This is a genomic window from Salinispora goodfellowii (genome assembly GCF_059570675.1).
On sequence record NZ_JCANTD010000002.1, the window covers coordinates 388,493 to 412,352 of the forward strand.

At 71.9% G+C, this 23,860-nt stretch carries 22 protein-coding genes; 13 read left to right on the forward strand and 9 right to left on the reverse strand.

Annotation, left to right across the window (positions count from 1 at the left end; genetic code table 11):
• Positions 1–3: 3 nt before the first annotated feature.
• Entirely contained in the window at positions 4–615 is a 612-nt protein-coding gene (locus T398_RS04200; RefSeq protein ID WP_496444942.1) for a hypothetical protein, read from the reverse strand.
• Positions 616–671: 56 nt separating this feature from the next.
• On the opposite strand from T398_RS04200, the gene T398_RS04205 reads away from it, so the two are divergent.
• Positions 672–1,190: an acyl-CoA thioesterase gene (locus T398_RS04205; protein ID WP_496444722.1), complete on the forward strand. Its 519-nt coding sequence runs from the start codon at positions 672–674 to the stop codon at positions 1,188–1,190.
• Between the two features lie 186 nt (positions 1,191–1,376).
• Complete coding sequence (locus T398_RS04210; RefSeq protein ID WP_496444724.1) at positions 1,377–3,374, forward strand: acetoacetate--CoA ligase; 1,998 nt, start codon at positions 1,377–1,379, stop codon at positions 3,372–3,374.
• Between the two features lie 45 nt (positions 3,375–3,419).
• On the opposite strand, the gene T398_RS04215 is transcribed toward T398_RS04210, so the two are convergent.
• A complete protein-coding gene (locus T398_RS04215) occupies positions 3,420–4,109 on the reverse strand; it encodes a TIGR03089 family protein (protein ID WP_496444726.1) in 690 nt (229 codons plus the stop codon).
• Positions 4,110–4,258: 149 nt separating this feature from the next.
• Here T398_RS04215 and T398_RS04220 point away from each other — a divergent pair, with 149 nt between their 5' ends.
• Both T398_RS04220 and T398_RS04225 read left to right on the forward strand, forming a co-directional pair.
• Positions 4,259–5,404, forward strand: coding sequence for a glycosyltransferase family 4 protein (locus T398_RS04220; protein WP_496444728.1), 1,146 nt, complete (start codon positions 4,259–4,261; stop codon positions 5,402–5,404).
• Between the two features lie 55 nt (positions 5,405–5,459).
• A complete protein-coding gene (locus T398_RS04225; protein ID WP_496444730.1) occupies positions 5,460–6,557 on the forward strand; it encodes a mannose-1-phosphate guanylyltransferase in 1,098 nt (365 codons plus the stop codon).
• Here the strand turns inward: T398_RS04225 and T398_RS04230 are convergent.
• The 3 genes from T398_RS04230 to cofD all read right to left on the reverse strand — a co-directional run bounded on the left by T398_RS04230 (position 6,526) and on the right by cofD (position 9,476).
• A complete protein-coding gene (locus tag T398_RS04230; RefSeq protein ID WP_496444732.1) occupies positions 6,526–7,125 on the reverse strand; it encodes an NUDIX hydrolase in 600 nt (199 codons plus the stop codon). The genes T398_RS04225 and T398_RS04230 overlap by 32 nt on opposite strands.
• Before the next feature lie 318 nt (positions 7,126–7,443).
• A complete protein-coding gene (locus tag T398_RS04235) occupies positions 7,444–8,532 on the reverse strand; it encodes a coenzyme F420-0:L-glutamate ligase (RefSeq protein ID WP_496444734.1) in 1,089 nt (362 codons plus the stop codon).
• Positions 8,529–9,476 carry a 2-phospho-L-lactate transferase gene (gene cofD / locus T398_RS04240; RefSeq protein ID WP_496444736.1) on the reverse strand — a complete coding sequence of 316 codons (948 nt, stop codon included), beginning with the start codon at positions 9,474–9,476 and terminating at the stop codon, positions 8,529–8,531. Before cofD ends, T398_RS04235 begins: the two co-directional genes overlap by 4 nt.
• A gap of 99 nt (positions 9,477–9,575) precedes the next feature.
• Here cofD and T398_RS04245 point away from each other — a divergent pair, with 99 nt between their 5' ends.
• From T398_RS04245 to T398_RS04255, 3 genes are all read left to right on the forward strand, one after another.
• Positions 9,576–10,472 (forward strand): hypothetical protein, encoded by an 897-nt coding sequence (locus T398_RS04245; RefSeq protein WP_496444738.1) that lies wholly within the window; start codon positions 9,576–9,578, stop codon positions 10,470–10,472.
• 89 nt (positions 10,473–10,561) lie between these two features.
• A complete protein-coding gene (locus tag T398_RS04250) occupies positions 10,562–13,072 on the forward strand; it encodes a bifunctional FO biosynthesis protein CofGH (protein WP_496444740.1) in 2,511 nt (836 codons plus the stop codon).
• A 647-nt stretch (positions 13,073–13,719) separates the two neighbouring features.
• On the forward strand, positions 13,720–13,977 hold the full coding sequence (locus T398_RS04255) for a WhiB family transcriptional regulator (protein ID WP_018218664.1): 258 nt from the start codon (positions 13,720–13,722) through the stop codon (positions 13,975–13,977).
• Positions 13,978–14,057: 80 nt separating this feature from the next.
• Here the strand turns inward: T398_RS04255 and T398_RS04260 are convergent, their stop codons facing one another.
• The gene (locus T398_RS04260) at positions 14,058–14,507 is read right to left on the reverse strand and encodes a metallopeptidase family protein (protein ID WP_018727238.1); all 450 of its coding nucleotides are present in this window, start codon (positions 14,505–14,507) and stop codon (positions 14,058–14,060) included.
• A 150-nt stretch (positions 14,508–14,657) separates the two neighbouring features.
• Here T398_RS04260 and T398_RS04265 point away from each other — a divergent pair, with 150 nt between their 5' ends.
• Positions 14,658–15,029, forward strand: a complete 372-nt coding sequence (locus tag T398_RS04265) for a DUF3499 domain-containing protein (RefSeq protein WP_496444742.1) — start codon at positions 14,658–14,660, stop codon at positions 15,027–15,029.
• Positions 15,030–15,093: 64 nt separating this feature from the next.
• On the opposite strand, the gene T398_RS04270 is transcribed toward T398_RS04265, so the two are convergent.
• From T398_RS04270 to T398_RS04280, 3 genes are read right to left on the reverse strand one after another with little or no spacing between them, the layout of a single operon-like run.
• Positions 15,094–15,477 (reverse strand): DUF779 domain-containing protein, encoded by a 384-nt coding sequence (locus T398_RS04270; protein WP_496444744.1) that lies wholly within the window; start codon positions 15,475–15,477, stop codon positions 15,094–15,096.
• The gene (exaC, locus tag T398_RS04275; protein ID WP_496444746.1) at positions 15,477–16,982 is read right to left on the reverse strand and encodes an acetaldehyde dehydrogenase ExaC; all 1,506 of its coding nucleotides are present in this window, start codon (positions 16,980–16,982) and stop codon (positions 15,477–15,479) included. Before exaC ends, T398_RS04270 begins: the two co-directional genes overlap by 1 nt.
• Positions 16,983–17,022: 40 nt before the next feature.
• Positions 17,023–18,303: a GAF domain-containing protein gene (locus T398_RS04280; RefSeq protein WP_496444750.1), complete on the reverse strand. Its 1,281-nt coding sequence runs from the start codon at positions 18,301–18,303 to the stop codon at positions 17,023–17,025.
• Positions 18,304–18,378: 75 nt separating this feature from the next.
• On the opposite strand from T398_RS04280, the gene T398_RS04285 reads away from it, so the two are divergent.
• From T398_RS04285 to T398_RS04305, 5 genes are all read left to right on the forward strand, one after another.
• Entirely contained in the window at positions 18,379–19,818 is a 1,440-nt protein-coding gene (locus T398_RS04285) for an aldehyde dehydrogenase family protein (RefSeq protein WP_496444751.1), read from the forward strand.
• A gap of 180 nt (positions 19,819–19,998) precedes the next feature.
• The gene (locus T398_RS04290; RefSeq protein ID WP_496444753.1) at positions 19,999–20,913 is read left to right on the forward strand and encodes a hypothetical protein; all 915 of its coding nucleotides are present in this window, start codon (positions 19,999–20,001) and stop codon (positions 20,911–20,913) included.
• 101 nt (positions 20,914–21,014) lie between these two features.
• Entirely contained in the window at positions 21,015–22,400 is a 1,386-nt protein-coding gene (locus tag T398_RS04295) for a phosphomannomutase/phosphoglucomutase (RefSeq protein ID WP_496444755.1), read from the forward strand.
• Positions 22,401–22,458: 58 nt separating this feature from the next.
• Entirely contained in the window at positions 22,459–22,644 is a 186-nt protein-coding gene (locus T398_RS04300; protein WP_018218673.1) for a Trm112 family protein, read from the forward strand.
• On the forward strand, positions 22,641–23,837 hold the full coding sequence (locus tag T398_RS04305; RefSeq protein WP_496444757.1) for an SIS domain-containing protein: 1,197 nt from the start codon (positions 22,641–22,643) through the stop codon (positions 23,835–23,837). Before T398_RS04300 ends, T398_RS04305 begins: the two co-directional genes overlap by 4 nt.
• Positions 23,838–23,860: the final 23 nt, after the last annotated feature.

A 23,860-nucleotide genomic window follows, 5' to 3' on the forward strand; every position in this document is an offset into this window, starting at 1 on the left:
AGGTCAGCGCAGCCCGCTGGTGGTCGGCTGCCGGTGGCTGCCCGGCGCCGGAGTGGACCAGGGGGTCCCGCCGCCGGTCTGGTGGGGTAGCGCTTCGGTCGGGTCGGACGTCGGGTTGCCCAGGACCGGCTCGGTGCTGTCCCGTTCCGGCGTGGGCGGCCAGTCGTCGAGCGGGGCGTCCGACGGGTTGGGGTTCTCCGCCGTCTTCGGTTCCGCCCCGGGCGTCGGCCACTGCCGCCAACGTTGACCGCTGAAGCCGGCGACCAGCAGCAGGAGGCCGATCAGGAAGAGCGTCCCGTTCTCCAGCGGCAGCCGTAGCGGCAGCGGGTCGCCGAGGACCTCCCAGTCTGTCGGGATGCGGTCGCGGACCGCAAAGGGACGGATGGCCAGCCCCAGGTACGGGGTGGCGAGCAGCAGCCCGGCGACGATCGGGCCGATCGGCGAGACGCGCAGCGTGCCGAGGAGTCCGAGCAGGACACCGCCGATCAACAGCCAGACCGCGGGCTCGATCAGGTTGGCCGAGTTGAACTGACCGATGTCCACCCAGCGGTTGACGGTGCGCGCCGATCCATCTTGACCGAGAGTAACCAGGATCCACGTGACGGGTGCCACCACGAGACCCGCTAGGAAGCTCCATAGATGTCGCATCCGCGCACCGTACCGTCTCCGGTATGAGCGAGTACCCCGCCACCACCGCACCGGGTCGGCCGACCGCATACTCCCGGGTCACGCTGAGTCGAATAATGACGGCAGTCGATGTAAACCTCTATGGCACCGTGCACGGCGGGGTGTTGATGAAGTTCGTGGACGACGTCGCCGGGGCCGCCGCCGCCCGGCACAGCGGCGGGACGGCGGTGACCGCGGCGATCGACGAGATCGTCTTCTCCGAGGCGGTGCGGGCCGGAGACCTGGTGCACGCCTATGCCCAGGTCAACTGGGCCGGGCAGACCTCGATGGAGGTCGGGGTGCGGGTTACCGCCGAACGGTGGGACTCGGCCGAGGGGGAGCCGGTGCGGGTCGCCACCGCGTACCTCGTCTTCGTCGGCGTTGACGCCGACGGCAGTCCGCGTCCGGTCCCACCGCTATCCCCGGAGACCGTCGCGGACCAGCGGCGCTTCCGGGAGGCGGAGATCCGGCGGGCGCACCGACTCGCCCGCCGACGGGCGATCCAGGCACACCGGCGCGGCTGACTCGTCGCCGGTCCAGACCGGTGGGAAGCCGGCGGTGCAGACCGGTGGGAAGCCGGCGGTGCGGCGCGGCACCGGATCGTCCGCACCCCGATCGTCCGGACCGGGTGCGGGCCACGGCGCCTCGAGGTAGGGCAAGATGGCGCCACGGCCGGACAGCGTTGTGCCGGGCCGAGGGAGGGTGGAGCGATGGGTGAGGTGCTGTGGACGCCGCCGGCGGACGTGCGTGAGCGGTCCCGGATCGGGACCTACCTGCATTGGCTGAGCACGCACCGGGGGCTGGACTTCGCCGACTACGACGAACTGTGGCGCTGGTCGGTCACCGACCTGCCCGCCTTCTGGCAGTCGATCTGGGACCACTTCGAGGTCGTGTCGCACGCCCCGGCCACGACCACGCTCGCCGGGCGGACCATGCCCGGTGCCCGCTGGTTCCCCGGCGCCACCCTGAACTACGCGGAGAACGTGCTGCGGATGCCGGGCCGGGGCGACGCCGACCCGGTGGTGATCGCCCACGGGCAGACCCGGCCACCGGTCACCCTCTCCGCCGCCGAGCTGCGGGAGCAGGTCCGCCGGGTCGCCGCCGGGCTACGCCGGCTGGGCGTCGGCGCGGGCGACCGGGTGGCCGCGTACGCGCCGAACATTCCCGAGACGTACGTGTTGTTGCTGGCCACCGCCAGCCTCGGCGCGATCTTCTCCGCCTGCGCGCCGGAGTTCGGCACCCGGAGCGTGACCGACCGCTGGCAGCAGATCGAGCCGAAGGTCCTGGTCGCCGTTGACGGCTACCGCTATGGCCAGAAGTCGATTGACCGGCGAGCCGAGGTGGCCGCCGTCCGCGCCGCCCTGCCGTCGCTGTCGCACACCGTCGGCATCGCGTACCTCGACCCGGCCGGCCCTCCGCCGCCGGACACGATCGCCTGGGCCGACGTCGCCGCGCCCACCGACGAGCCGCTCACCTTCGCACCGGTGCCCTTCGACCACCCGCTCTACGTGCTCTACTCCTCCGGCACGACCGGCCTGCCCAAGCCGATCGTGCACGGCCACGGCGGCATCCTGCTCGAGCACCTGAAGATGCTCGCCCTGCACCACGACCTGGGCCCGGCGGACCGGTTCTTCTGGTTCACCACGACCGGCTGGATGATGTGGAACTTCCTCGTCTCCGGGCCGGCCGTGGGGGCGGCGATCGTGCTCTTCGACGGCGACCCGGGCTATCCCGACCTAGGCACGCTGTGGCGGCTGGCGGAGCGCACCGGCACCACCTACCTCGGTACCTCGGCGCCGTTCCTGCTGGCCTGCCGAAAGGCCGGGCTGGTCCCCACCGATTTCGCCGACCTGTCCGACCTGCGCGGGGTCGGCTCCACCGGCGCGCCCCTGCCCCCCGAGGGCTTTCACTGGGTCTACCGGAACGTCGGCGAGGCCCTCCAACTCCAGTCGCTCTCCGGCGGAACCGACGTCTGTACCGGCTTCGTCGGCGGCACTCCGCTGCTGCCGGTGCACGCGGGCGAGATCGCCTGCCGGGCGCTCGGGGCGAAGGTGGAGGCGCGCTCCGGCGACGGCACCCCGGTCATCGGTGCGCTGGGCGAGCTGGTGATCACTGCACCCATGCCGAGCATGCCGGTCGGGTTCTGGGGCGACGCCGACGGCAGCCGCTACCGGGAGGCGTACTTCGACCGCTACCCCGGCGTCTGGCGACACGGCGACTGGATCACGATCAACCCGCGGGGCGGCTGCGTCATCACCGGCCGCTCCGACGCGACGTTGAACCGGGGCGGGGTTCGCCTCGGCACCGCCGAGTTCTATTCGGTCGTGGAAGGGCTGGACGAGGTCGCGGACTCCCTCGTCGTGCACCTGGAGGACGCCGAGGGCGGCGCTGGTGAGCTGCTCCTGTTCGTGGTGCTCGCCGCGGGCGCGGAGTGGGATGACGCGTTGCGGAGGCGGATCTGCCGGGAACTGCGTACCGCCCTGTCGCCCCGGCACGTGCCCGACGAGATTCATCCGGTCGGCGCCGTACCGCGGACCCTGTCGGCGAAGAAGCTGGAGGTGCCGGTCAAGAAGATCCTGACCGGTACCCCGGTCGACTCGGCGGCGGCCCGGGGCGCGCTGGCCAACCCGGAGTCGCTGACCGCCTTCGCCGGTCTGGCCCAGCGCCGAGCCGCCCACGACGACACCGCCGACCGGCGAGCCCGGTGACGGCGGCGCCCGGACGACCAGGGACGGATGGCACTGCCCGTGGGGTCAGGGCAGGGTGAGGGTGGTCCGCTCGGCGACGGCGCGGGCGCCGAGACGACTGGCGTCGGCGTGTGCGACCAGGACCGTGGAGGCGCTTGCGGTCAGCGGGGCCAGGAGCCAGTCGACCGGGTCCGGGTAGCGGTCAACGTCGATCAGGACCCGGGTGCCGGGGGTGAGCCCGAGGTCCGCGGCGCGCGCCGCGGACCGGGCGGCCAGGTCAGCCTGGTCCGGTCCACCGGGCGGAGGCGCCCCGAAGTGGTCGCCGTGTGTCCGTACCTCGGAGGCGAAGTCGGCGTACCCCGGTGGCACCTCCCGCAGCGGCCGGGCGAACGGGTCCAGCGCGAGCAGGTAGCGGTCCCCGGCGCTGGCGCCCTCGGCCTCGGCGAGCCGGCCGGTGGCGACGAAGAGAACGTCCACATCGTCCGGCGGGTCGGCCACCGTGAGGCCGGCCGACCAGCATCCGAGCAGCACGGCGGCGGTCTGCCAGTGCGGGGGCAGGAGCACCCCGGCGGTATCGCCGGGCGCGAGTCCCACCCCGTCGACCAGCAGGTTGGCGGTCTTGGCCACCCAGTTCGCGCAGGTCGCGCCGGAGAGTTCGGTGCGTTCGCCGGTGGCGTCGTCGTACCAGGTGAGCAGCGGTCGGGTCGGGTCGGGTGCGATCGCGTCGGCGAGGACCCGGGCAAGGTTGTCGGCCATCAGCGCGAACGATACGCCGCGCCGCCCGGAGCCGAGGCGACGACGACCTGGTTCGGCGCCGGGTCGCAGTCCCCGCCGGGGCGGGGGCGCGGCGTAGGCTTACGGCGAAAGTGTTGTACCGCACACCCCCGAGTGCAAGGAGTCGCCCCTTGACCGCCGGCAGCCCGCCCCGTGTGCTCATTGACGCCACGAGTGTTCCCGCCGATCGTGGCGGCGTCGGTAGATACGTTGATGGCCTGCTCGGTGTGCTCGGGAAGGTTTGCGGCACCAGCGTCGACCTGGTCGTGGTCAGCCTTCGGACGGACCTTGAGCGATACTCCCGGATGCTGCCCGGGGCGGAGGTCATCCCCGCCCCGGCGGCGGTGGCGCACCGGCCCGCACGGCTTGCCTGGGAGCAGACCGGCCTGCCGCTGCTCGCCCAGCAGGTCGGCGCCCAGGTGCTGCATTCGCCCTTCTACACCTGCCCGCTGCGGGCGGGTTGTCCGGTCACGGTGACCGTGCACGACGCCACCTTTTTCACCGAGCCGGAGCACTACGACAAGTCACGCCGCACCTTCTTCCGCAGCGCGATCCGGACGTCGCTGCGCCGTGCCGACCGGGTGATCGTGCCCAGCAAAGCCACCCGGGACGAGCTGATCCGGCTGTTGGACGCCGACCCGACCCGGATCGACGTCGCGTACCACGGCGTTGATCACGCCGCGTTCCACGCCCCGAGCGCCGAGGAGAAGGCCCGGGTCCGGGCTCGGCTGGGGCTCGGCAGCCAGAGCTACATCGCGTTCCTCGGCGCCAAGGAGCCCCGCAAGAACGTCCCCAACCTGATTCGGGGCTGGGCGCGGGCCGTGGCGGACCGGCACCAGCCGCCGGCCCTGGTGGTCGCCGGGGGGCAGGGACACGACGACGAGATCGATCGCGCGGTCGCCGAGGTGCCGTCACACCTGCGCCTGCTCCGCCCCGGCTACCTGCGCTACGCCGACCTGCCAGGTTTCCTCGGTGGGGCGTTGGTCTCCGCCTACCCGTCGTACGGCGAGGGGTTCGGCCTGCCGATCCTGGAGGCGATGGCCTGTGCCGCCCCGGTGCTGACGACGCCCCGGCTCTCCCTGCCCGAGGTGGGCGGCGAGGCGGTCGCCTACACCAGCGAGGTACCGGATCAGATCGCCGCCGACCTCGTCGCGTTGCTGGACGACGAGCACCGCCGGCTGGCGTTGGCCCAGGCCGGTTTCGACCGGGCCAAGGAGTTCACCTGGCAGTCCAGCGCCGAGGTGCACCTCGCCGCCTGGTCGCGGGCCCGGGCGTGAAAGGGGCGGCGGTTCGGCTGACCCTGCGGCCTCAGTCGATCGGTTCAGGGAGAATGTGCGGGTGATTTACGCCGTCATCCCGGCGGGTGGCAGCGGCACCAGACTGTGGCCGTTGTCCCGCGCCGGGCATCCAAAATTTCTTCACCCGCTCACCGGGTCCGCTGTGTCGCTGTTGCAGGCGACTGTGGAGCGGCTCGGTCCGCTGACGACGCCGGAACACACCTTCGTGGTCACCGGCGCGGCACACGCCACCGCGGTGGCCCGCCAGCTGGCCGGGATGCCGGAGCAGAACATCCTGGTCGAGCCGTCGCCGCGGGACTCGTGCGCGGCGATCGCACTGGCTGCCGCCGTGATCGCCCGGCAGGAGCCGACCGCGGTGATGGGCTCGTTCGCGGCGGACCATCTGATCGGTGACCCGGCCGGGTGGCGGGATACCGTTCGCCAGGCCGCCCGGGGTGCCGAGCAGGGGCTGCTGATGACGGTGGGGATCACCCCGGCCTGGGCGGAGACCGGCTACGGCTACCTGGAAACCGGCGAGCCGACCGGGGACGGATCGCCGCGGCCGGTGGTCGAGTTCAAGGAGAAGCCGGAACCCGAGGTGGCGGAGGCGTACCTCCGATCTGGGCGGCACCTCTGGAACGCCAGCATGTTCGTGTGGCGGGTGGATGTCTTCCTCGCCGAGTTGGCCCGCCAGCAGCCGGCACTGCACGCGGGGGTGCTCGAGATCGCCGCCGCCTGGGGCACCGAAAAGCAGGACGAGGTGCTCGGCACGGTCTGGCCGACGCTGCCGAAGATCTCGGTTGACTACGCGGTGATGGAGGGGGCGGCGACCGCGGGCCGGGTGGCGACCGTCCCCGGCGACTTCGGCTGGAACGACGTCGGCGACTTCCACACCCTCGGCGAGGTCCTGCCGGCGGATCCGGCCGGCAACATGGTCCTGGGCGGGGAGGCGAAACCCAGTGTCCTGCTGCGGGACAGCACGAACCTGGTGGTTGTCCCGCACTCGGGTCGGCTCGTCGCGACGGTCGGGGTGCACGATCTGATCGTGGTCGACACCCCGGACGCGTTGCTGGTCTGCCCGCGGGACCGCGCCCAGGACGTGAAACAACTCGTTGACGAGCTCAAGGAGCGGGGTGAAGCGGGGCTCGTCTGAGCGTCGCCAGGGCCGGCGTGATCAGCTGGGCGGTTCCGCCGGCCAACGGAGTCGGAAGCTGGTGTGGCGGGAACCAGCCCAACTCCTCGGACTCCTCGCTGACCTGGGCCTGCGCGCCCGGTGGGGCGAGGACGGCGAAGCGTACGTCGTAGTGGAATGAGCCGCCTTGGCAGGCGACCGGGTGAATGTCCACGTCGATCGGTACCGGATCGATCCGTAGGCCGGTCACGCCGGACTCCTCGGTCGCCTCCCGCAGCGCCGCGCCGGCCAGCGTCGAATCGGCGGGCTCGCAGTGCCCGCCGAGCTGCACCCACTGGTGGAATTTGCCGTGCAGGCAGAGCAGCACCCGGGAACCGGTGGCGTCGAGCACCAGTGCGCTGGCGGTGACGTGGCCGGCCCGGTGCGTCCGACTCATCGCCTCCGGCCCGGCGGCGAGGAGGTCCAGCGTTCGGTCTCGGGCTTCGGCGGCGGGCGCCGAGGTGGGTGTCCAGCCATGCAGCACGGTGAGAGCGTCGGCGTGCAGGGCGGGACTGGGCGGCGGGTCGGCTGGGAGGTCGGGCGTTGACAAGGGGCCTCCTAACGTCCGGGTGCGCTCGCAACCCTACGGGTGCGGCGTTCGTACCCTTGGCTGGTGACGCTGCGGCTCCTGGAATTCGTGGTGGGCGACAACGAGGCCAGTGATCTACTCCCGGTGCGTTCGCCGGTGCTGCTGCGCGCCCACGGTGCCCGGCGTGGGTTCTGGACGGTGCTGGACGAGGGCTCGGTCGAGCACCGGATCACCGGTGAGCCGGTCGCCGACCGTGCGCCGTTTCACCACGTCGAAGGGCTTGCCGAGCTCGACGGGAGCCGGTACTACGGCACCGACGAGGACCCGATGCCATCGGCCCTAGAGCGCCAGGGCTGCGGTGGCGGAGGTCCCGGGTGGGGGCGGCAGCAGGGTCGACGGCAGGCCCTCGGCGGCCAGGGCGGCGCGCAGGCGGTGCACGTCCGCGCCGAACCGGACGAGCCCGAACGGGTCCACCGGGGTCGGCGGGGCGGCGAGGAGCAGGGTGTTCGCCGCGACCGGCCAGCCCGGTATCGTCCCGGCCAGTTGGTCGCGGGTCACCGGGTCGGTGACGTGGGTGAAGACTGTGCCGGGGGCTGCCGTCGTGCCGACGGTGGCGATCGCCCGGTCGATCGCCGCCGGGTCGGGTGACGTCGCGCCGGTGCCGTTCGGCAGGGTGGCGGCCTCGGCCAGCCCGGTGGCCCGCGCCTCGGCAGTGCCGAGCGAGAACAGGTCCAATGATGAGTCCCGGATCAGGGCCCGGGCTCCGAGGCCGTCGTCGGCCCGCGGGGTGGCTGGGTAGCCGCGTACGACCGCGACCGGCACCTGGTCGCACTTGCCCTTGACCAGTTCACCGGCGCCAGCCAGTTCGTCCACCACCGCCATCTGGGTGAGTTCCAACTCGTTGCCGTACGGGTCGACCTCACCCCGGTGGTCGTGGACGGCGTCGAGGCCGGCGACGCCGAGCGCGACATCGGTGAGCCCGTTGCGCCACGGCCGACCCATGGTGTCACTGATGATGACCGGCACATCGAGGCCGTATCGCTGTCGGAGCGCGGCGCGTAGTGCCCGGGCGGAGGCGTCCGGGTCAACCGGGAGCAGCACCAGTCGGGTCTTGTCGACGTTGGAGGCGTCGATACCGGCGGCGGCCATCACGAAGCCGTGGTGGGTTTGGACGATCCGGGTCGCGCCGCGGGCGGCGACCTCCCGCGCGGTCTCCGCCGCCAGCACCTCCGCGCGGGCCGCGAGCCGCTCCGGCCCGTCGGCCGGGACATCCACCAGCCGGCCCTCCGCCTTCGAGACGACCTTGCTCGTCACCACCAGGATGTCGCCGTCGCGTAGCCACGGCGCCGCCGTGACGATCATGGCGGCCAGGTCGTCGCCTTCGGACACGTGGCCGATGCCGGGTACCGGCATGATTTCCAGGTTCACATCAACCCCACCGCGGCCTGGACCATCGCCGTGGTCGCCGCCTCGTCCGTCATCCGCAACGGTGCCGCGTGGACCGTCACCCCCGGCACCGCCGTCGCCGCGTCCTCCTCGGCCACCAGCCAGCCGTCGAGTAGACCGCCGCTGGCCCGTCCACCATAGAGGCCACCCACCCCGGCGGCACTGCACTCGACCCCGAGTACGGCCAGGCATCGGTCGGCCATCCCACGGACCGGGGCGGCACCGATGATCGGGGACACGCCGACCACCGGGGCCGGACCCGCCGTGACCGCGTCCCGCACCCCGGGCACGGCCAGGATCGGGGCGATGCTCACCACCGGGTTGCTCGGTGCGATCAGCACCAGGTCCGCTGCGGCGATCGCCTCGGTCACTCCCGGCGCCGGCTTCGCGTCCTCCGCGCCGACGAAGACGAACCGGTGCGTGGGCAGCTCGGCCCGGTGCCGTACCCACCACTCCTGGAAGTGGAGCGCCCGCTGGCCGCCGTCGAGGTCGACCACCGCGTGGGTCTCCAGGCGGTCGTCGGTCGCCGGCAGCAGGTGTACGCCGGGCTTCCAGCGGGTGGCCAGCGCGGCGGTGACCTGGTGCAGTGGGTAGCCCGCGGTGATCTTGGTGGTGCGGACCAGGTGGGTGGCGAGATCTCGGTCGCCCAACCCAAACCAGGTTGGCTCCGCCCCGTACGCGGTCAGTTCCTCCCGCACCGTCCAACTCTCCGCGACGCGTCCCCAGCCACGCTCCGGGTCGGCGCCCCCACCCAACGTGTACATGACACTGTCCAGGTCCGGGCAGACCTTCAGACCGTGTAGATACAGGTCGTCGCCGACGTTGACCACGGCGGTCACCTCGGCGCCGATCGCCCGGGCGTAAGCCCGCACCCCGAGCAGGAAGCGGGCGCCGCCGATTCCTCCGGTCAGAACCACGATGCGCATGCCGTCCATCCTCGCCTACCCGCCGCCTTCGGGCGTTGGGCCTCCCGAGAGACTAGGCTCACGTCGGCAGTTGTCCGCTTCCGCTCGTAGGGGGATACCGTGACCAGCCCTGTCGAACCGGCGTCCACCGAGCCGACGCCGGCCCGTCAACTGACCCAGCCGTTGCGTGAGCCGGTGGCGCTCGTGCTCCTCGGCGCGAACACCCTCCTCCTCTTTGTCGGCCTGCTTCGGCTCCTGACCTCGGCCACCTCCGCCGCCGGGCGTGCCGGCAGCGCGGCGGCCACATTCACGAGCATCGAGGTGATCGTCCTGCCGTTGCTGGCGGTCCTGCTCGCCACCCACCTGCACCCGGTGCTTCCCCGGGCGAAGCTGATCACCCAGGTGGCGTTGGGCCAGTACGCCTTCAGCGCGTTCTTCGGCACCCTGACCGTCCTGATCTGGTCCGTTGACCGGCTGGTTTCGGCGGTGTTGCTCGAGGCGTTCCTCGGGTTCCTGAGCCAGCTGGCCGGGCTGGGGCTGCTGCTGGTGGCCGGGTTCATGGTGTATCGGATCTGGCGGCGGTTCTACTACGTGCCCAAGCCCAAGCCCCAGCCCGGGGTTTACGGCGCTCCCCAGCCCGGCTGGCCGGCTCCGCCCCCCGGCGGGCAGCCGGGCGGCCAGCCCGGTTGGCCCGGCCAGGGCGCTGGTTGGCCCGGCGCCGGCCAGGGCGCTGGTTGGCCCGGCCCGAGTCAGGGCGCTGGTTGGCCCGCTCCGAGTCAGGGCGCTGGTTGGCCCGCTCCGCCCCAGCCCGCTCCGCCCCAGCCTGGCGTGGTCTACGGCCAGCCGGCCGCACCGCACGCCGGGACGTCCCCGCCGTTCGGGCAGCCGCCGCCGTTCGGGCAGCCGCCGTCGGCGGAGCCGAACCAGGCCATTCCCCGCCAGTCGGTTGAGCCCCCGGCGCCGTCGCAGGACGAGGACCGCACCCGGCGGATCAATCCGTCCGACAGCCCCGACTGACCACGTCGGCCCCGGCCCGCGGCGGTCCGGCCGTCCCAGTGATCAAACCGGCAGGGCGGGCAGGCGGGTGGAGCGCCTACGCTGAGCGGATGGTTGATCGCACGGAGCCGGCCCCCACCGAGGCGAGTGTACGGCGGGCCCTACGTCGAGCGGCGTCTGGGCGGGCGCTGGACGCCGACGAGGCGACGGCGCTGCTGAATGCCCGGAACGCCGCGCTGGACGAGTTGCTGCGGGTCGCCGGGGCGATCCGGGACGCGGGGCTGCGCGCGGCCGGGCGGCCCGGGGTGGTGACGTACTCGAAGAAGGTCTTCATTCCGCTCACCCGACTCTGCCGGGATCGGTGTCACTACTGCACCTTCGCCACGGTGCCGCACCGGTTGCCGGCGGCGTTCCTCGACCGCGACGAGGTGCTGGCGATCGCCCGGCAGGGTGCGGAGCTCGGCTGCAAGGAGGCGTTGTTCACCCTCGGTGACCGGCCGGAGGAGCGCTGGCCGGCGGCGCGCCAGTGGTTGGACGAGCGTGGCTACGACTCGACCCTGGACTACCTGCGCTCCTGCGCGGTGGCCGTGCTGGAGGAGACGGGCCTGCTGCCACACCTCAACCCGGGGGTGCTCAGCTGGTCCGAACTGCAGCGGCTCAAGCCGGTCGCGCCGAGCATGGGCATGATGTTGGAGACCACCGCCACCCGGCTGTGGTCCTCCCCGAAAGGCCCGCACTACGGCTCGCCGGACAAGGAGCCGGCCGTTCGACTGCGGGTGCTGGCGGACGCCGGTCGGGTGAATGTGCCCTTCACCACCGGTGTCCTCATCGGGATCGGGGAGACCCCGGCCGAGCGGGTCGAGGCGCTCTTCGCGATTCGCCGGTCCCACCGGGAGTACGGCCACCTCCAGGAGGTGATCGTGCAGAACTTTCGGGCCAAGCCGGACACGGCGATGCGCGGGATGCCCGACGCGGAGCTGCACGATCTCGCCGCCACCGTGGCGGTGGCCCGGGTGCTGCTCGGTCCCCAGGCCCGCCTCCAGGCGCCACCGAACCTCATCGCGGGCGAGTATGACCTACTGCTGCGCGCCGGCATCGACGACTGGGGCGGCGTCTCGCCGTTGACTCCGGACCACGTCAACCCGGAGCGGCCCTGGCCGCGGCTCGACGAGCTGTCCCGCCGCACCGAGCAGGCCGGATTCGTGTTGCAGGAACGGTTGACGATCTACCCCGAGTACATCCGCGCCGGGGACCCGTGGCTCGACCCGCGGCTGCTGCCGCACGTTGCGGCCCTGGCGGACCCGGCGACCGGGCTGGCGGTGCCCACCGCCCGCCCGACGGGGCGGCCGTGGCAGGAGCCGGACGAGGTCTACGGCGGGCGGGTGGACCTGCACACCACCATCGACACCACTGGCCGTACCACCGATCGGCGGGGCGACTTCGACCAGGTCTACGGCGACTGGTCGATGGTGGCCGACCGGGTGGTCGCCGGAGCGACCGTCGGGGTGGGCGATCACGACCTGCGGGCCGGTCTGCGCCTCGCCGCCGACGATCCGGCGGCGCTGCTGGAGCCCGAGCAGACCGCTGCGGCGCTGGCGCTCTTCGCGGCGGATGGCCCGGCGTTGGACCAGCTGTGCCGAATCGCCGACGAGGTACGCCACGACGCGGTCGGCGACGAGGTCACCTACGTGGTCAACCGCAACATCAACTTCACCAACGTCTGTTACGTGGGCTGCCGCTTCTGCGCCTTCGCGCAGCGCGAGCGGGACGCCGACGCGTACCGGCTCTCGGTTGACCAGATCGCGGACCGGGCCGAGCAGGCGTGGCGGGCCGGAGCCAGCGAGGTGTGCCTCCAGGGGGGTATCGATCCGAAGCTGCCGGTGACGGCCTACGCCGACCTCGTGCGGGCGATCAAGACCCGGGTGCCGGGGCTGCATGTGCACGCCTTCTCCCCGATGGAGGTCGTTACCGCGGCCGGTAAGGCGGGTGTCTCCATCCGGGAGTGGCTGACCGAGTTGCGGGAGGCCGGGCTGGACACCATCCCGGGCACCGCCGCCGAGATCCTCGACGATGAGGTGCGCTGGGTTCTCACCAAGGGCAAGCTACCGACGGCCGCCTGGGTCGAGGTGGTCACCACCGCGCACGAACTGGGGATTCGGTCCAGCTCCACGATGATGTACGGGCATGTTGACCATCCCGCGCAGTGGCTAACCCATTTCCGTGTGTTGGCCGATACGCAGGACCGTACGGGTGGCTTCACCGAGTTTGTCGCGCTGCCGTTCGTACACACCAACGCCCCGATCTACCTGGCGGGGATCGCCCGTCCGGGGCCTACCTGGCGGGAGAATCGGGTGGTACACGCGATGTCCCGGCTGCTGCTGCACGGTCGGATCCACAACATCCAGTGCTCGTGGGTGAAGTTGGGTGACGAGGGGAGCGCCGAGTTGCTCCGGGGCGGCTGCAACGATCTGGGCGGCACCCTGATGGAGGAGACGATCTCCCGGATGGCGGGCTCCGGCAACGGGTCGGCCCGGACCGAGGAACAGTTGATCTCGATTGCGGCAGCGGCCGGGCGGCCAGCGTGCAAGCGAACAACCGCGTACGGCCACCGGGCCGGGTAGCGCCGGACCTTCCCCCCCCACCGCCGGCCGTGGAACCGGGGCCGGCGGTGGCCCGCCGGGGCCGGCGGTGGCCCGCCTGGGCCTTCGGTGGGTCGCCGTTCCAGTTGGTGGGAGCCCAGGTCGGACTTCCGCCACATTCATCCTTAATGGATGGTTCTCTGCTTCCCTTTCCTGGGCGAGGCTTCGGTGGCCTGGCTGGCGGTCATGCCTGATCCCAGTTTCATCGAATGCCCACCATGTGGATGGTGGTTGCGCCCCTCGGTCACCCTGGGCTGCGGGCACGGTGGCGGCGGGATAGCCTTGGCGGCGCCAAGATCAACGGGTTGGTTCAGTGGGTTGGCTGGACGGGTGTTCTGGTGCCGCGCCACGGAGAAAACTCCGGCAACTCGCCGGGGTGGGCGTTACCCGGCGGGGGTCTGAATCGGTAGGGCAGGTTGCGAGGCCGGGAGACCGGATGGTCCGGACCGGGTGAGGTTTGGAGGGCGACCCCATTATCAAGTTTGGCTTGACGGCGCACGAATGACACGCGTGTAATTTGACTGGGGTTTGTCCGCGAAACACTACATTTCGGTACCGGACGGACAGCACGCCTTTCGCGTGGGGGGTTGCAGCGGCGACGACGCCGGTGCGCGACAAGGAGGCATTGGATGGACGGCCAGCTCGAGGCGGCCGACCTGCTCGGAAACGAGCCGGAGTGGCAGGAGCGGGCACTCTGCTCGCAGACCGATCCGGAGGCGTTCTTCCCCGAGAAGGGCGGCTCGACCCGTGAGGCAAAGCGGATCTGCTCGCGCTGCGAGGTCAAGACCGAGTGCCTCGAGTACGCGCTCGGTCACGACGAACGGTTCGGTATCTGGGGCGGTCTCTCGGAGCGGGAGCGCCGCCGGCTCAAGCGGCGTGCCGCCTGACAGCAGGTTGGATCCGGGGTAGTGGGGGCTGCCCCGGACCGCCGCCGTGGCCCCGCGCGGACCCGCCGCTGCGGCCGGGCTCAGGCCAACTCGTCCGGGTCGGCTCCGAGTAGGTTCGCCACCTGTTCGATGATCACGTCGTGGACCAGGTCGGCCAGGTCCTCACGGTCCATCGCCCGAAACTCGAGCGGCCGGCGGTAGAGGACAATCCGTGGCGGCATCTCCTGCCGGCCCGGTCGCCCCGGCAGCAGGCGGGCCAGGGGTACCGCGCCATCCTCGAGCACGTCCGAGTCGTAGACATTCAACTCCGGCGGCACATCCTCCACCGCGAACTCGACGCCGGCCAGTTCCTTGGCGAATCGCCGTTCGAGGGTCTCCACCGTGTCCAGCACCAGTTCATCGAAGACCTCGGCCTTTGTCCGGGCCAGCGGCACCGTCGCCGGCACCAGACGACCGCGCAGGCCACGTCCATGGCGGTCGCGGCGGGTGCGTCGGCCGGTGCCGGGGCGACGGTGTTCCGGGCTTCCCATGCGCCCAGGGTAGTCTCCGGCCGGTGCTGGCCCACGGCAGCCGGGCGCACTGGCGCGCCGGATCCGAATGGCTGAAATGTGATCACCAAGACGGGCGTGTCGGGTCGCGAACCGGTGCGCCGGAGCCGGTAATGGAGATACCCTGCCGCGGTGAGGTCACCACGGCGCTGCACCCGAAACGGCTGCCCCCGGCAAGCAGTCGCCACATTGACCTATGTCTACCACGAGTCCACCGCCGTGGTGGGGCCGTTGGCTGCTTTCGCCGAGCCGCACACGTACGACCTCTGTGAGCCGCACGCGCGCAGTCTGACCGCGCCACGGGGCTGGGATGTCGTTCGGCACGAGGGGGAGTTCGAGCCGCCGCCGCCCTCGACCGACGACCTGGTCGCTCTCGCCGAGGCGGTCCGCGAGGCAGCCCGCCCGGTAGCCCCTCGCCCGCCGGAGGACGGCACCGACCCGGGGGCCGCGGCGCCATCCACCGGGCGTCGCGGTCACCTCCGCGTGATTCCCCCCAGTCACTGACCGCCGCCACCGGCGGTCGGCGGCGATCCAGGCCCGCAGCTCGACAGCAGCGTCACCCGGTCTGTCATGGTTGACGTGGTTCGTCCGGTAGGTCGTTATTGCCGCGGGCAAGGGTGGAGCGAAGGAGGAAGCGCAGGCCCTCCGGGGCCTCCAGGGAGAATCCGCTGCCACGGCCGGGGACGACGTCGATCGTGAGCGTCGTGTGCTGCCAGCGGTCCCACTGGGCGCGTGAGATCCAGAACTCGACTGGCTCCGGCACGCCGTCCACCGTCAGCGCGGCCAGCCGAATGTCCGACGAGCCGGTGCGGAACTCGCCGGCGGGATAGCACATCGGCGCGCTGCCGTCACAGCAGCCACCGGACTGGTGGAACATCAACGGTCCGTGCTGCCCCCGCAGCGACCGGATCAGCTCGGCCGCTGCGGGGGTCACGGCTACCAGGTCGCTCATCAGAAGAAGCCCAACTTCTTTGGGGCGTAGCTGACCAGCAGGTTCTTGGTCTGCTGGTAGTGGTCCAGCATCATCTTGTGGTTCTCCCGGCCGATTCCGGACTGCTTGTACCCGCCGAACGCGGCGTGTGCGGGGTACGCGTGGTAGCAGTTCGTCCAGACGCGTCCTGCCTGGATAGCCCGCCCCGCCCGGTACGCCGCATTGATGTCCCGGGTCCAGACGCCGGCGCCGAGCCCGTACAGGGTGTCGTTGGCGATTTTTACCGCGTCGTCGAGATCGGCGAAGGAGGTCACCGACACCACCGGGCCGAAGATCTCCTCCTGGAAGATTCGCATCGAGTTGCTGCCCTCGAAAATCGTTGGCTCGACGTAGTACCCACCGGAGAGCTCACCGTCCAACTGCGCCCGTGCGCCACCGGTCAGCACCCGGGCGCCCTCCTGCCGGCCGATGTCCAGATAGGAGAGAATCTTTTCGAGCTGGTCGTTGGACGCCTGCGCGCCGACCATGGTCGCGCTGTCCAACGGGTGCCCCGGCCTGATCTCCCGGGTTCGCGCGACGGCCGCCGCCAGGAAGTCGGCGTAGTGGCCCTGCTGGATCAGCGCCCGGGACGGGCAGGTGCAGACCTCGCCCTGGTTCAGGGCGAACATGGTGAAACCCTCGAGCGCCTTGTCGCGGAAGTCGTCCGACGCGGCGCTGACGTCGTCGAAGAAGATGTTCGGACTCTTGCCACCCAGCTCCAGGGTGACCGGCTTGATGTTCTCACTGGCGTACTGCATGATCAGCCGCCCGGTCGTGGTCTCGCCGGTGAACGCCACCTTGGCCACCCGCGGCGAGGAGGCCAGCGGCCGGCCCGCCTCGACCCCGAAACCGTTGACCACGTTGACCACACCCGGCGGCAGCAGGTCAGCCACCAGGGACAGCAGGTAGTGGATCGACGCGGGCGTCTGCTCGGCGGGCTTGAGTACCACCGCGTTGCCGGCGGCGAGTGCCGGGGCGAGCTTCCAGATCGCCATGAGCAGCGGGAAGTTCCACGGGATGATCTGCCCGACCACACCGAGCGGCTCGTGGAAGTGGTACGCGACGGTGTCATCGTCGATTTCGGCGAGGGAACCCTCCTGGGCCCGGATCACGCCCGCGAAGTAGCGGAAGTGGTCGATCGCGAGCGGGATGTCCGCGGCGAGTGTCTCGCGGATCGGCTTGCCGTTCTCCCAGGTCTCCGCGATTGCCAGGGCCTCCAGGTGCTCCTGCATCCGATCGGCGACCCGGTTGAGCACCAGGGCGCGGTCGGCGGCCGGGGTACGGCCCCAGGCTCCGGCGGCGCCGTGCGCGGCGTCGAGCGCCCGCTCCACGTCCTCGGCGGTACCCCGGGCCACCTCGCAGAAGGGCTGCCCGGTCACCGGGCTCGGGTTCTCGAAGTACCGCCCGCCGTGCGGCTTGACGTACTCGCCACCGATGAAGTGGTCGTAGCGGGACTGCCAGTGGGTGGGCGTGTCGTAACGCGTCATGGGTACCTCCGCCGTCGACGAGGAGTGGACGGCATCGAACTTATGTTTCTCGACGTTGCAGCGACGTTGCACCCGGGACGCCGAAATCCCGGGCGAGCTGGCGGGCCCGCGCCAGGGCGAGCGGCCGACGTGGGGCGCCCGGCGGCAACGCCCGCGCCAGTGCCTCCCAGGCGGTCAGGTCGTCCGTGCCGGCGGGGGTCGCGGTCCAGGAGATGAGCAGTGCCGGATCCGCGGCCGCCAGCACGGCCGCCCGAAGTTGTCCGTCGACCAGCCGGCGCAGTCGGGCTACTCCCGGTGCATCCGAGCCGGGCAACAGGCTCCCGGAGTACGCGTCGATCCCACCCGCCGGGTCGCCCCGTTCCAGCCGGTCGGTGACGGTACGGAAGTCGGCCCGTACCCGGCAGCGCAGTCGGTACGGGCGGGAGTCGAGCAACTCCGGGCCGAGTACGCGACGTAGCCGGGACAGCTCGGCCCGGAGGGTGACGGGGTGCAGGCGGTCCTCGCCGTACAGGTCGAGGGCGAGCTGTTCCCCGGTGCGCCCCTCCGGGTGGTCCACCAGTAACACCAGCAGTTCGCTGTGCCGCCGGCCCAGCCGAATCCGACGGCCACCGACCCGTAGCTGGGCCTCGTCCCGGCCGAGCGCGGCCACCTGCACCACGTCCGGCTCGACCTGGGTCATCCCGGCCAGGAGCGCCTCGGCGGCCCGGGCGGTGGCCCGGACCAGGGCCAGGCTCTGCGGAGTGGCGAGGTGGTCACCGCCGGTGATGTCGACCGCCCCGAGTATTCGACCGGTGGCCGGATCATGGATCGGTGCGGCGGCACAGGTCCACCGCTGGGCGCGGCGGCTGAAGTGTTCGGTGGCGAAGATCTGCACGCTGTGGTCCATGGCGAGAGCGGTGCCGGGTGCGTTGGTGCCCGCGTGCGTCTCGTCCCAGCGGGCACCGGGCACGAAGTTCATCTGTTCGGCCCGGCGCAGGACCCCCGGGTGCCCCTCCACCCAGAGCAGCCGGCCGTGGGTGTCGCAGACCGCCATCAGGTGTGCGCCGTCCTGGGCGATCCCACCGAGCAGGTCTCGGAAGATCGGCAGCACCGGGGCCAGCGGGTGCCCGGCCCGGTAGCTCTCCAGCATGTCGTCAACGAGGTCAACGGGCGGGGTGCCCTCCGGGTCCAGTGGCATCGACCGTTCCCACGACCGGCGTACCACCTCCCGCACCCGCTGCGGCGTCGCCCCCGTGAGAAAGGCCGCGTGGGCGGCACCCACCTGCGCGATCCGCTCCGCCGGATCGACGCCGATTTCCAGGGCGAGCCACGGGTCAGCCATCGGCGACCTCCTGGCGCCCATCGTGACCCAGCTCAACCCGGATCGCCAAGTGGTGTGTCGGCTACGCTGCCAGATGTGGAGTCCGTAGCTTTCCATGTCGCCTCCCGCCCCGCACACGGTGCGCAGGAGCTGACCGTGCGCCATCCGTACGATGGCCGTGTTGTCGGGCGGACCACCTTCGCCACCGGTGATCAGGTCGAGGCCGCCGTCGCGGCGGCAGCCGCGGTGGCCCCGACGGCCGCGGCCCTTCCCGCCCACCGGCGCGCGGCGGCTCTGGAGCATGTCTCCCGGCGGCTCGCCGAGCGGGCCGACGTGGTGGCGGCACTGATCACCGCCGAGAACGGCAAGCCGGTGAAGTGGGCGCGCGCCGAACTGGGGCGGGCGGTCGAGACGTTCCGGTGGGCCGCCGAGGAGGCCCGGCGCTTCTCCGGTGAGCTGCAGCGCCTGGACACCGACCCGGCCGCCGCCGGCCGGCTGGCCCTGGTCCGGCGGGCACCCCGGGGCCCCGTGCTGGGGATCTCCCCGTTCAACTTTCCGCTGAACCTGGTGGCGCACAAGGTCGCGCCGGCGATCGCGGTCGGCGCACCGATCATCGTCAAGCCGGCACCGGCCACTCCGCTGTCCGCGCTGCTCCTCGGTGAGCTGCTGGCCGAGACCGACCTGCCGGAGGGAATGTTCTCGGTACTGCCGCTCCCCAACGAGCAGGCCGCCGGCCTCGTCGCCGACCCGCGGCTGCCGGTGGTGTCGTTCACCGGCTCCGGCCCGGTCGGCGCGGCTATCCGCCGTTCGGTACCGGAGAAACACGTAACCCTGGAGCTGGGCGGCAACGCGGCCGTGGTGATCTGCGAGGACTGGAGCACGGAGGAGGATCTGACCTACGCCGCGCAGCGCATCGCGACGTTCTCGAACTACCAGGCCGGCCAGTCCTGCATCGCGGTGCAGCGGGTCTACGTGCACGAGTGGCTCTACGACGGGCTCCTGCCCCGCCTGGTCGCGGCGGTGCGGGCGCTGCGCACGGGTGATCCCTCGTCCGAGCTGACCGAGGTCGGTCCGCTGGTCTCGGAGTCAGCCGCCCGCCGGGTCGAGGAGTGGGTGGACGAGGCGGTCGCGGCAGGCGCCACCGTCGAGGTCGGTGGGCGCCGGGTCGGGGCCGCGTTCCCGCCCACGGTGCTGTCCGGGGTGCCGAGGGACGCCAAGGTCAGTGTGGAGGAGGTGTTCGGACCGGTGTTGGTGATCGCTCGGGCGAGCACCGACGACGCCGCGTTCGCCGCGGTCAACGATTCGGCGTACGGGTTGCAGGCGGGCGTTTTCACCCACCGGCTGGACACCGCGTTCCGGGCCGGGCAGGTGCTGGAGGTGGGTGGGGTGATCGTCGGGGACGTGCCGTCGTTCCGGGCCGACCAGATGCCGTACGGCGGGGTGAAGGGCTCGGGCGTCGGGCGGGAGGGGGTTCGCAGTGCGATGGACGACTACACCGAACCCCGGGTCCTGGTCCTCACCGACATCGCCGGTTAGGTCTGCGCCGGCCAGGTCTGCGCCGGCTTGGTCGGGCCGCCGCCGCCGCCGCGACCGGCCGCCGCCGGTCGGGCGTGGCCGCCGGCCCGCCGGCCGGGGCCCGGGGACGCCGGCGGGCCAAGCGTCAGTTGTTCGCGGTAGTAGCCTGACCGGCGAATCCCGGCAGCGAGAAACGGCGAGGTGATCATGGCGGTGTGGTGCTCCACGGTACGGCTCGCGGCGGTCTGCGTGGGTGCTGGCACCCTGCTGGCGCTCGCTGTGTCGCCCGCGCAGGCCGCCGAGGACACGGTGCGGGTCAGCGCGGCCGGGAAGTTCAGGGCCGGTGATTCGGCGGAGGAGGTCGTGGTCGAGGTGCGCAAGCGCACCGAGGGCTGCGTACAGCTGCAGGCCGCGCTCACCCTCTACCTCGAGGGCCTCCGGGCGGATCAGGTGCGGGTGCAGGTCGATGCCGGGGGTAGGTGGCTTCCGGTGGAGCTCTCCGCCGGCCGGGGCGGAGTGGCCACCGCCGCGGCCTCACCAGAGAACCCACAGCTCTGCAAGGGCAAGCGCGTCAAGCTGCGGTACGAGGTGGCGTTCGCGGCGGACACGGTGGACGGGCAGCTCACCGTCGTCGGTGAGGCCGTCCGCCCGGACGGCCAGGTAATCGGTCGAGATTCCGACGCCGCCAAGGTGATCGGCGGTAGCCCCGCCGCGGCTCCGACGCCCAGCGCCACGCCGGTGCCGACCGTCGCGGCGACGGAGGCCGCAACTGCGGCGGCCTCGACAGCCGTTGACGCGGTAACCGATCCGGGGGGCGACGCGGACAGCGCGACACCGGCTCGGTCGTCCGGCGGTTCGGGCTTCCTCTACGCCGGCCTGGCCATGGTCGCGGTCGGCGTCGTTTTGATCGTCCTGCTGGTCCGGCGGTTCCGGGAGGACCGGTCGGTCCCCGCCGGCGGCAGCCAACGTCCGGCTGGGTTCGGGTATTACGGCACCCCGCCCGTGTCGGGCGGGCCCGCCGCCACCCCGCCGGTGCCCCCAATTCCCGGCCAGCGCGGGCCGGCCGCGCCGGCGCCGGACGACCGTACCCGGTTCATCCCCCGGCTGCCGGACTGAGCTGGGTACTGTCAGCTCTTCCTTCGGCTGGGCCGGAGCGATCGTCCGGGCTCCGATACGCTCAGGCCGTTGACGACCGCCAGCGCGAGGAGCGGAGCACGGTGACTGACCTGTCCCAGATCGTGAAGGCCTACGACGTGCGTGGGGTGGTGCCGCACCAGTGGGACGAGCAGGCCGCGGAGGCGCTTGGCGCCGCCTTCGCCCAGGTTCTCAACACCGGCGGGGAGCCCGGCGACGCGGTGCTGATCGCGCACGACATGCGGGACAGCGGGCCCGGGCTCGCGGCGGCCTTCGCCACCGGCGTCCGGACCGCCGGCCGGGGGGTCATTGAGCTGGGCCTGGCCTCGACCGACATGCTGTACTACGCCTCCGGGTCGCTTGACCTGCCGGGGGCGATGTTCACGGCGAGCCACAACCCGGCCGGGTACAACGGCATCAAGATGTGCCGCTCGGGTGCGCGTCCGGTCGGGCAGGACAGCGGCCTGGCCGAGATCCGGGCGCGGGCCCAGGCGCTGCTGGACGAGGGCGCGGCCCAGCCGGTGGGTGGGGCGAGCGCGCCGGTCCAGCAGCGCGACCTACTCGCGGACTACGCGGCGTACCTGCGCAAGTTGGTTGACCTGACCCGGATTCGACCGCTGAAGGTCGTGGTGGATGCCGGTAACGGCATGGGCGGCCACACTGTCCCGACGGTGCTCGGCGATGCCGCGCTGGCCGCGTTGCCGCTCGAGATTGTGCCGCTCTACTTCGAGTTGGACGGCGCCTTTCCCAACCACGAGGCGAACCCGCTGGACCCGAAGAACCTGGTCGACCTGCAACGGGCGGTGCGGGCCGGCGGGGCGGATATCGGCCTGGCCTTCGACGGCGACGCGGACCGCTGCTTTGTGGTCGACGAGCGTGGGGAGCCGGTGTCACCGTCGGCGATCACCGCGCTGGTCGCCGCGCGGGAGTTGGCCAAGCACCCCGGCTCGACGGTGATCCACAACCTGATCACCTCCGCCGCCGTGCCGGAGATCATCCGGGAGAACGGTGGGCAACCGGTCCGGTCCCGGGTCGGGCACTCGTTCATCAAGGCCGAGATGGCCCGGACCAACGCCATCTTCGGCGGCGAGCACTCCGCGCACTACTACTTCCGGGACTTCTGGTTCGCCGATACCGGGATGCTCGCCGCGATGCACACCCTGGCAGCGCTGGGCGAGCAGTCGTTGCCGTTGTCGGTGCTGGCCGGAGAGTACGAGCGGTACGTCGCCTCCGGCGAGATCAACTCGACCGTCGAAGACCAGGCGGCGCGGGTGGCCGAGGTGCGGGCCGCGTACCCGGACGCGGAGGTTGACGAGACCGACGGCCTCACCCTGCGTTTCGCCGACCGCGCCTGGTTCAACCTACGGGCCTCCAACACCGAACCGTTGCTGCGACTCAACGTCGAAGCCCCGACCCGGGAACGCATGGCCTCGCTCCGCGATGCGGTGCTTGACCGGGTTCGCCGATAAGATCCCGTGCGTCGGTCGGCACCACCGACCGGTACCCAGAGGTGGAAGGAGCCGCGCCGTGGCCCTGGATCCGCAGTTGCTGGAGATTCTCGCCTGCCCGGACACACATCACGCCCCACTCGACTACGACGCCGACGCGCAGACGCTCACCTGTACCGAGTGCGGCCGGATCTTCGAGGTCCGCGACGATGTGCCGGTGCTCCTACTGGATGAGGCGCGCGGCGGCCCGGCGGAGCGGTCGTGATCGACGGTACGGCTGGCGTCAGCGGCCACCGGGACGTCGACGAGTCCCGGCTGGACGATCTGGCCGCGCTCGCCGAGCGGGACCCCGGTGGGATGCTGCGGCACATCGCGTCCGGCGGGGCGCAGGTCCGCGAGTCGGCCACCCTCGCCGCCGAGGCCAACCTGTCGGTGTTGGCCGACGAGGGCCGTCCGCGCGCGGTGGTGATCGCGGGAATCGGCACGGCCGGGCGTACCGGTGACGTGCTGGCGACGGTCGCCGGGCCGCGCTGCCCGGTGCCGGTGATCCCACATCGCAGTGCCGGCGTGCCCGGCTGGGTGGGCGCCGCCGACGTGGTGATCGCGGTCAGCGCCTCCGGCCGTAGCCCGGAGGCGCTCGGGGCGGCCGAGGCGGCCCACCGGCGGGGCGCCCGCCTGGTCGCGGTCGGTGCCCCGGATTCCCGGCTACAGTCGGTCGCGGAGCGGGCCCGAGCGCCGTTCATCCCGGTGCCCCGACGGGCCCCGGCGCGAGCGAGTCTCTGGGCGCTGACCGTGCCGGTGCTGCTGGCCGCCCGGATGCTCGGTCTGGTCAAGGTCAACGAGGCGGATCTGGCGGAGACCGCCGCCCGCCTGGACGCCGAGGCTGACCGGTGTCGGTCGTCCGCTGAGTCCTTCGTCAATCCGGCCAAGTCCCTCGCGCTGGGTCTGGCCGGCTCGATTCCGATCGTCTGGGGGTCGTCCCCGCTGGCCACCGTCGCGGCCCGCCGCTTCGGCGACACGCTCTCGGCGAATGCCCGGTACCCGGTTGTCTCCGGGGCGCTCGGCGAGGCCGGGCGCGGCCGGGTCGGCCTGCTCGACGGGGTCTTCGGCGGGTTGGCCGAGGGGGAGCGGGACATCTTCGCCGATCCTGACCGCACGGCGGCGGTGGGGACTCGGCTGCGGCTGGTGCTGCTGCGTGACGGCGGCCTCAACCCGGAGGACGACGCCGACGAGCCGCTCGCGGTCGAGGAGCGGCGTGCCGACGCGGTCCAGACCCTCGCCGAGCGGCGGGGGGTGCGCGTTGACGTGGTCACTGCCGAAGGCGGCTCGGCGCTGGAGCGGCTCGCCTCGCTGGTCGCGGTGCCTGACTTCGCCTCGATCTATCTTGCCCTGGCGCACGGCCTGGATCCGATGGCCATTCCCGCGGTTACCGAGATGAAGGAGTTGGCCAACCAGTGAGCGAAGGTAGGGCCGCTGCGACC

What these genes read in the sequence shown, in the direction of transcription:
- T398_RS04270 (WP_496444744.1), bottom strand. Translation starts at nt 15,477, where the DNA reads ATGAGCGACCTGGTAGCCGTGACCCCCGCAGCGGCCGAGCTGATCCGG.
- cofD (WP_496444736.1), bottom strand. Translation starts at nt 9,476, where the DNA reads ATGCGCATCGTGGTTCTGACCGGAGGAATCGGCGGCGCCCGCTTCCTG.
- T398_RS04205 (WP_496444722.1), top strand. Translation starts at nt 672, where the DNA reads ATGAGCGAGTACCCCGCCACCACCGCACCGGGTCGGCCGACCGCATAC.
- exaC (WP_496444746.1), bottom strand. Translation starts at nt 16,982, where the DNA reads ATGACGCGTTACGACACGCCCACCCACTGGCAGTCCCGCTACGACCAC.
- T398_RS04250 (WP_496444740.1), top strand. Translation starts at nt 10,562, where the DNA reads ATGGTTGATCGCACGGAGCCGGCCCCCACCGAGGCGAGTGTACGGCGG.
- T398_RS04280 (WP_496444750.1), bottom strand. Translation starts at nt 18,303, where the DNA reads ATGGCTGACCCGTGGCTCGCCCTGGAAATCGGCGTCGATCCGGCGGAG.
- T398_RS04210 (WP_496444724.1), top strand. Translation starts at nt 1,377, where the DNA reads ATGGGTGAGGTGCTGTGGACGCCGCCGGCGGACGTGCGTGAGCGGTCC.
- T398_RS04215 (WP_496444726.1), bottom strand. Translation starts at nt 4,109, where the DNA reads ATGGCCGACAACCTTGCCCGGGTCCTCGCCGACGCGATCGCACCCGAC.
- T398_RS04260 (WP_018727238.1), bottom strand. Translation starts at nt 14,507, where the DNA reads ATGGGAAGCCCGGAACACCGTCGCCCCGGCACCGGCCGACGCACCCGC.
- T398_RS04255 (WP_018218664.1), top strand. Translation starts at nt 13,720, where the DNA reads ATGGACGGCCAGCTCGAGGCGGCCGACCTGCTCGGAAACGAGCCGGAG.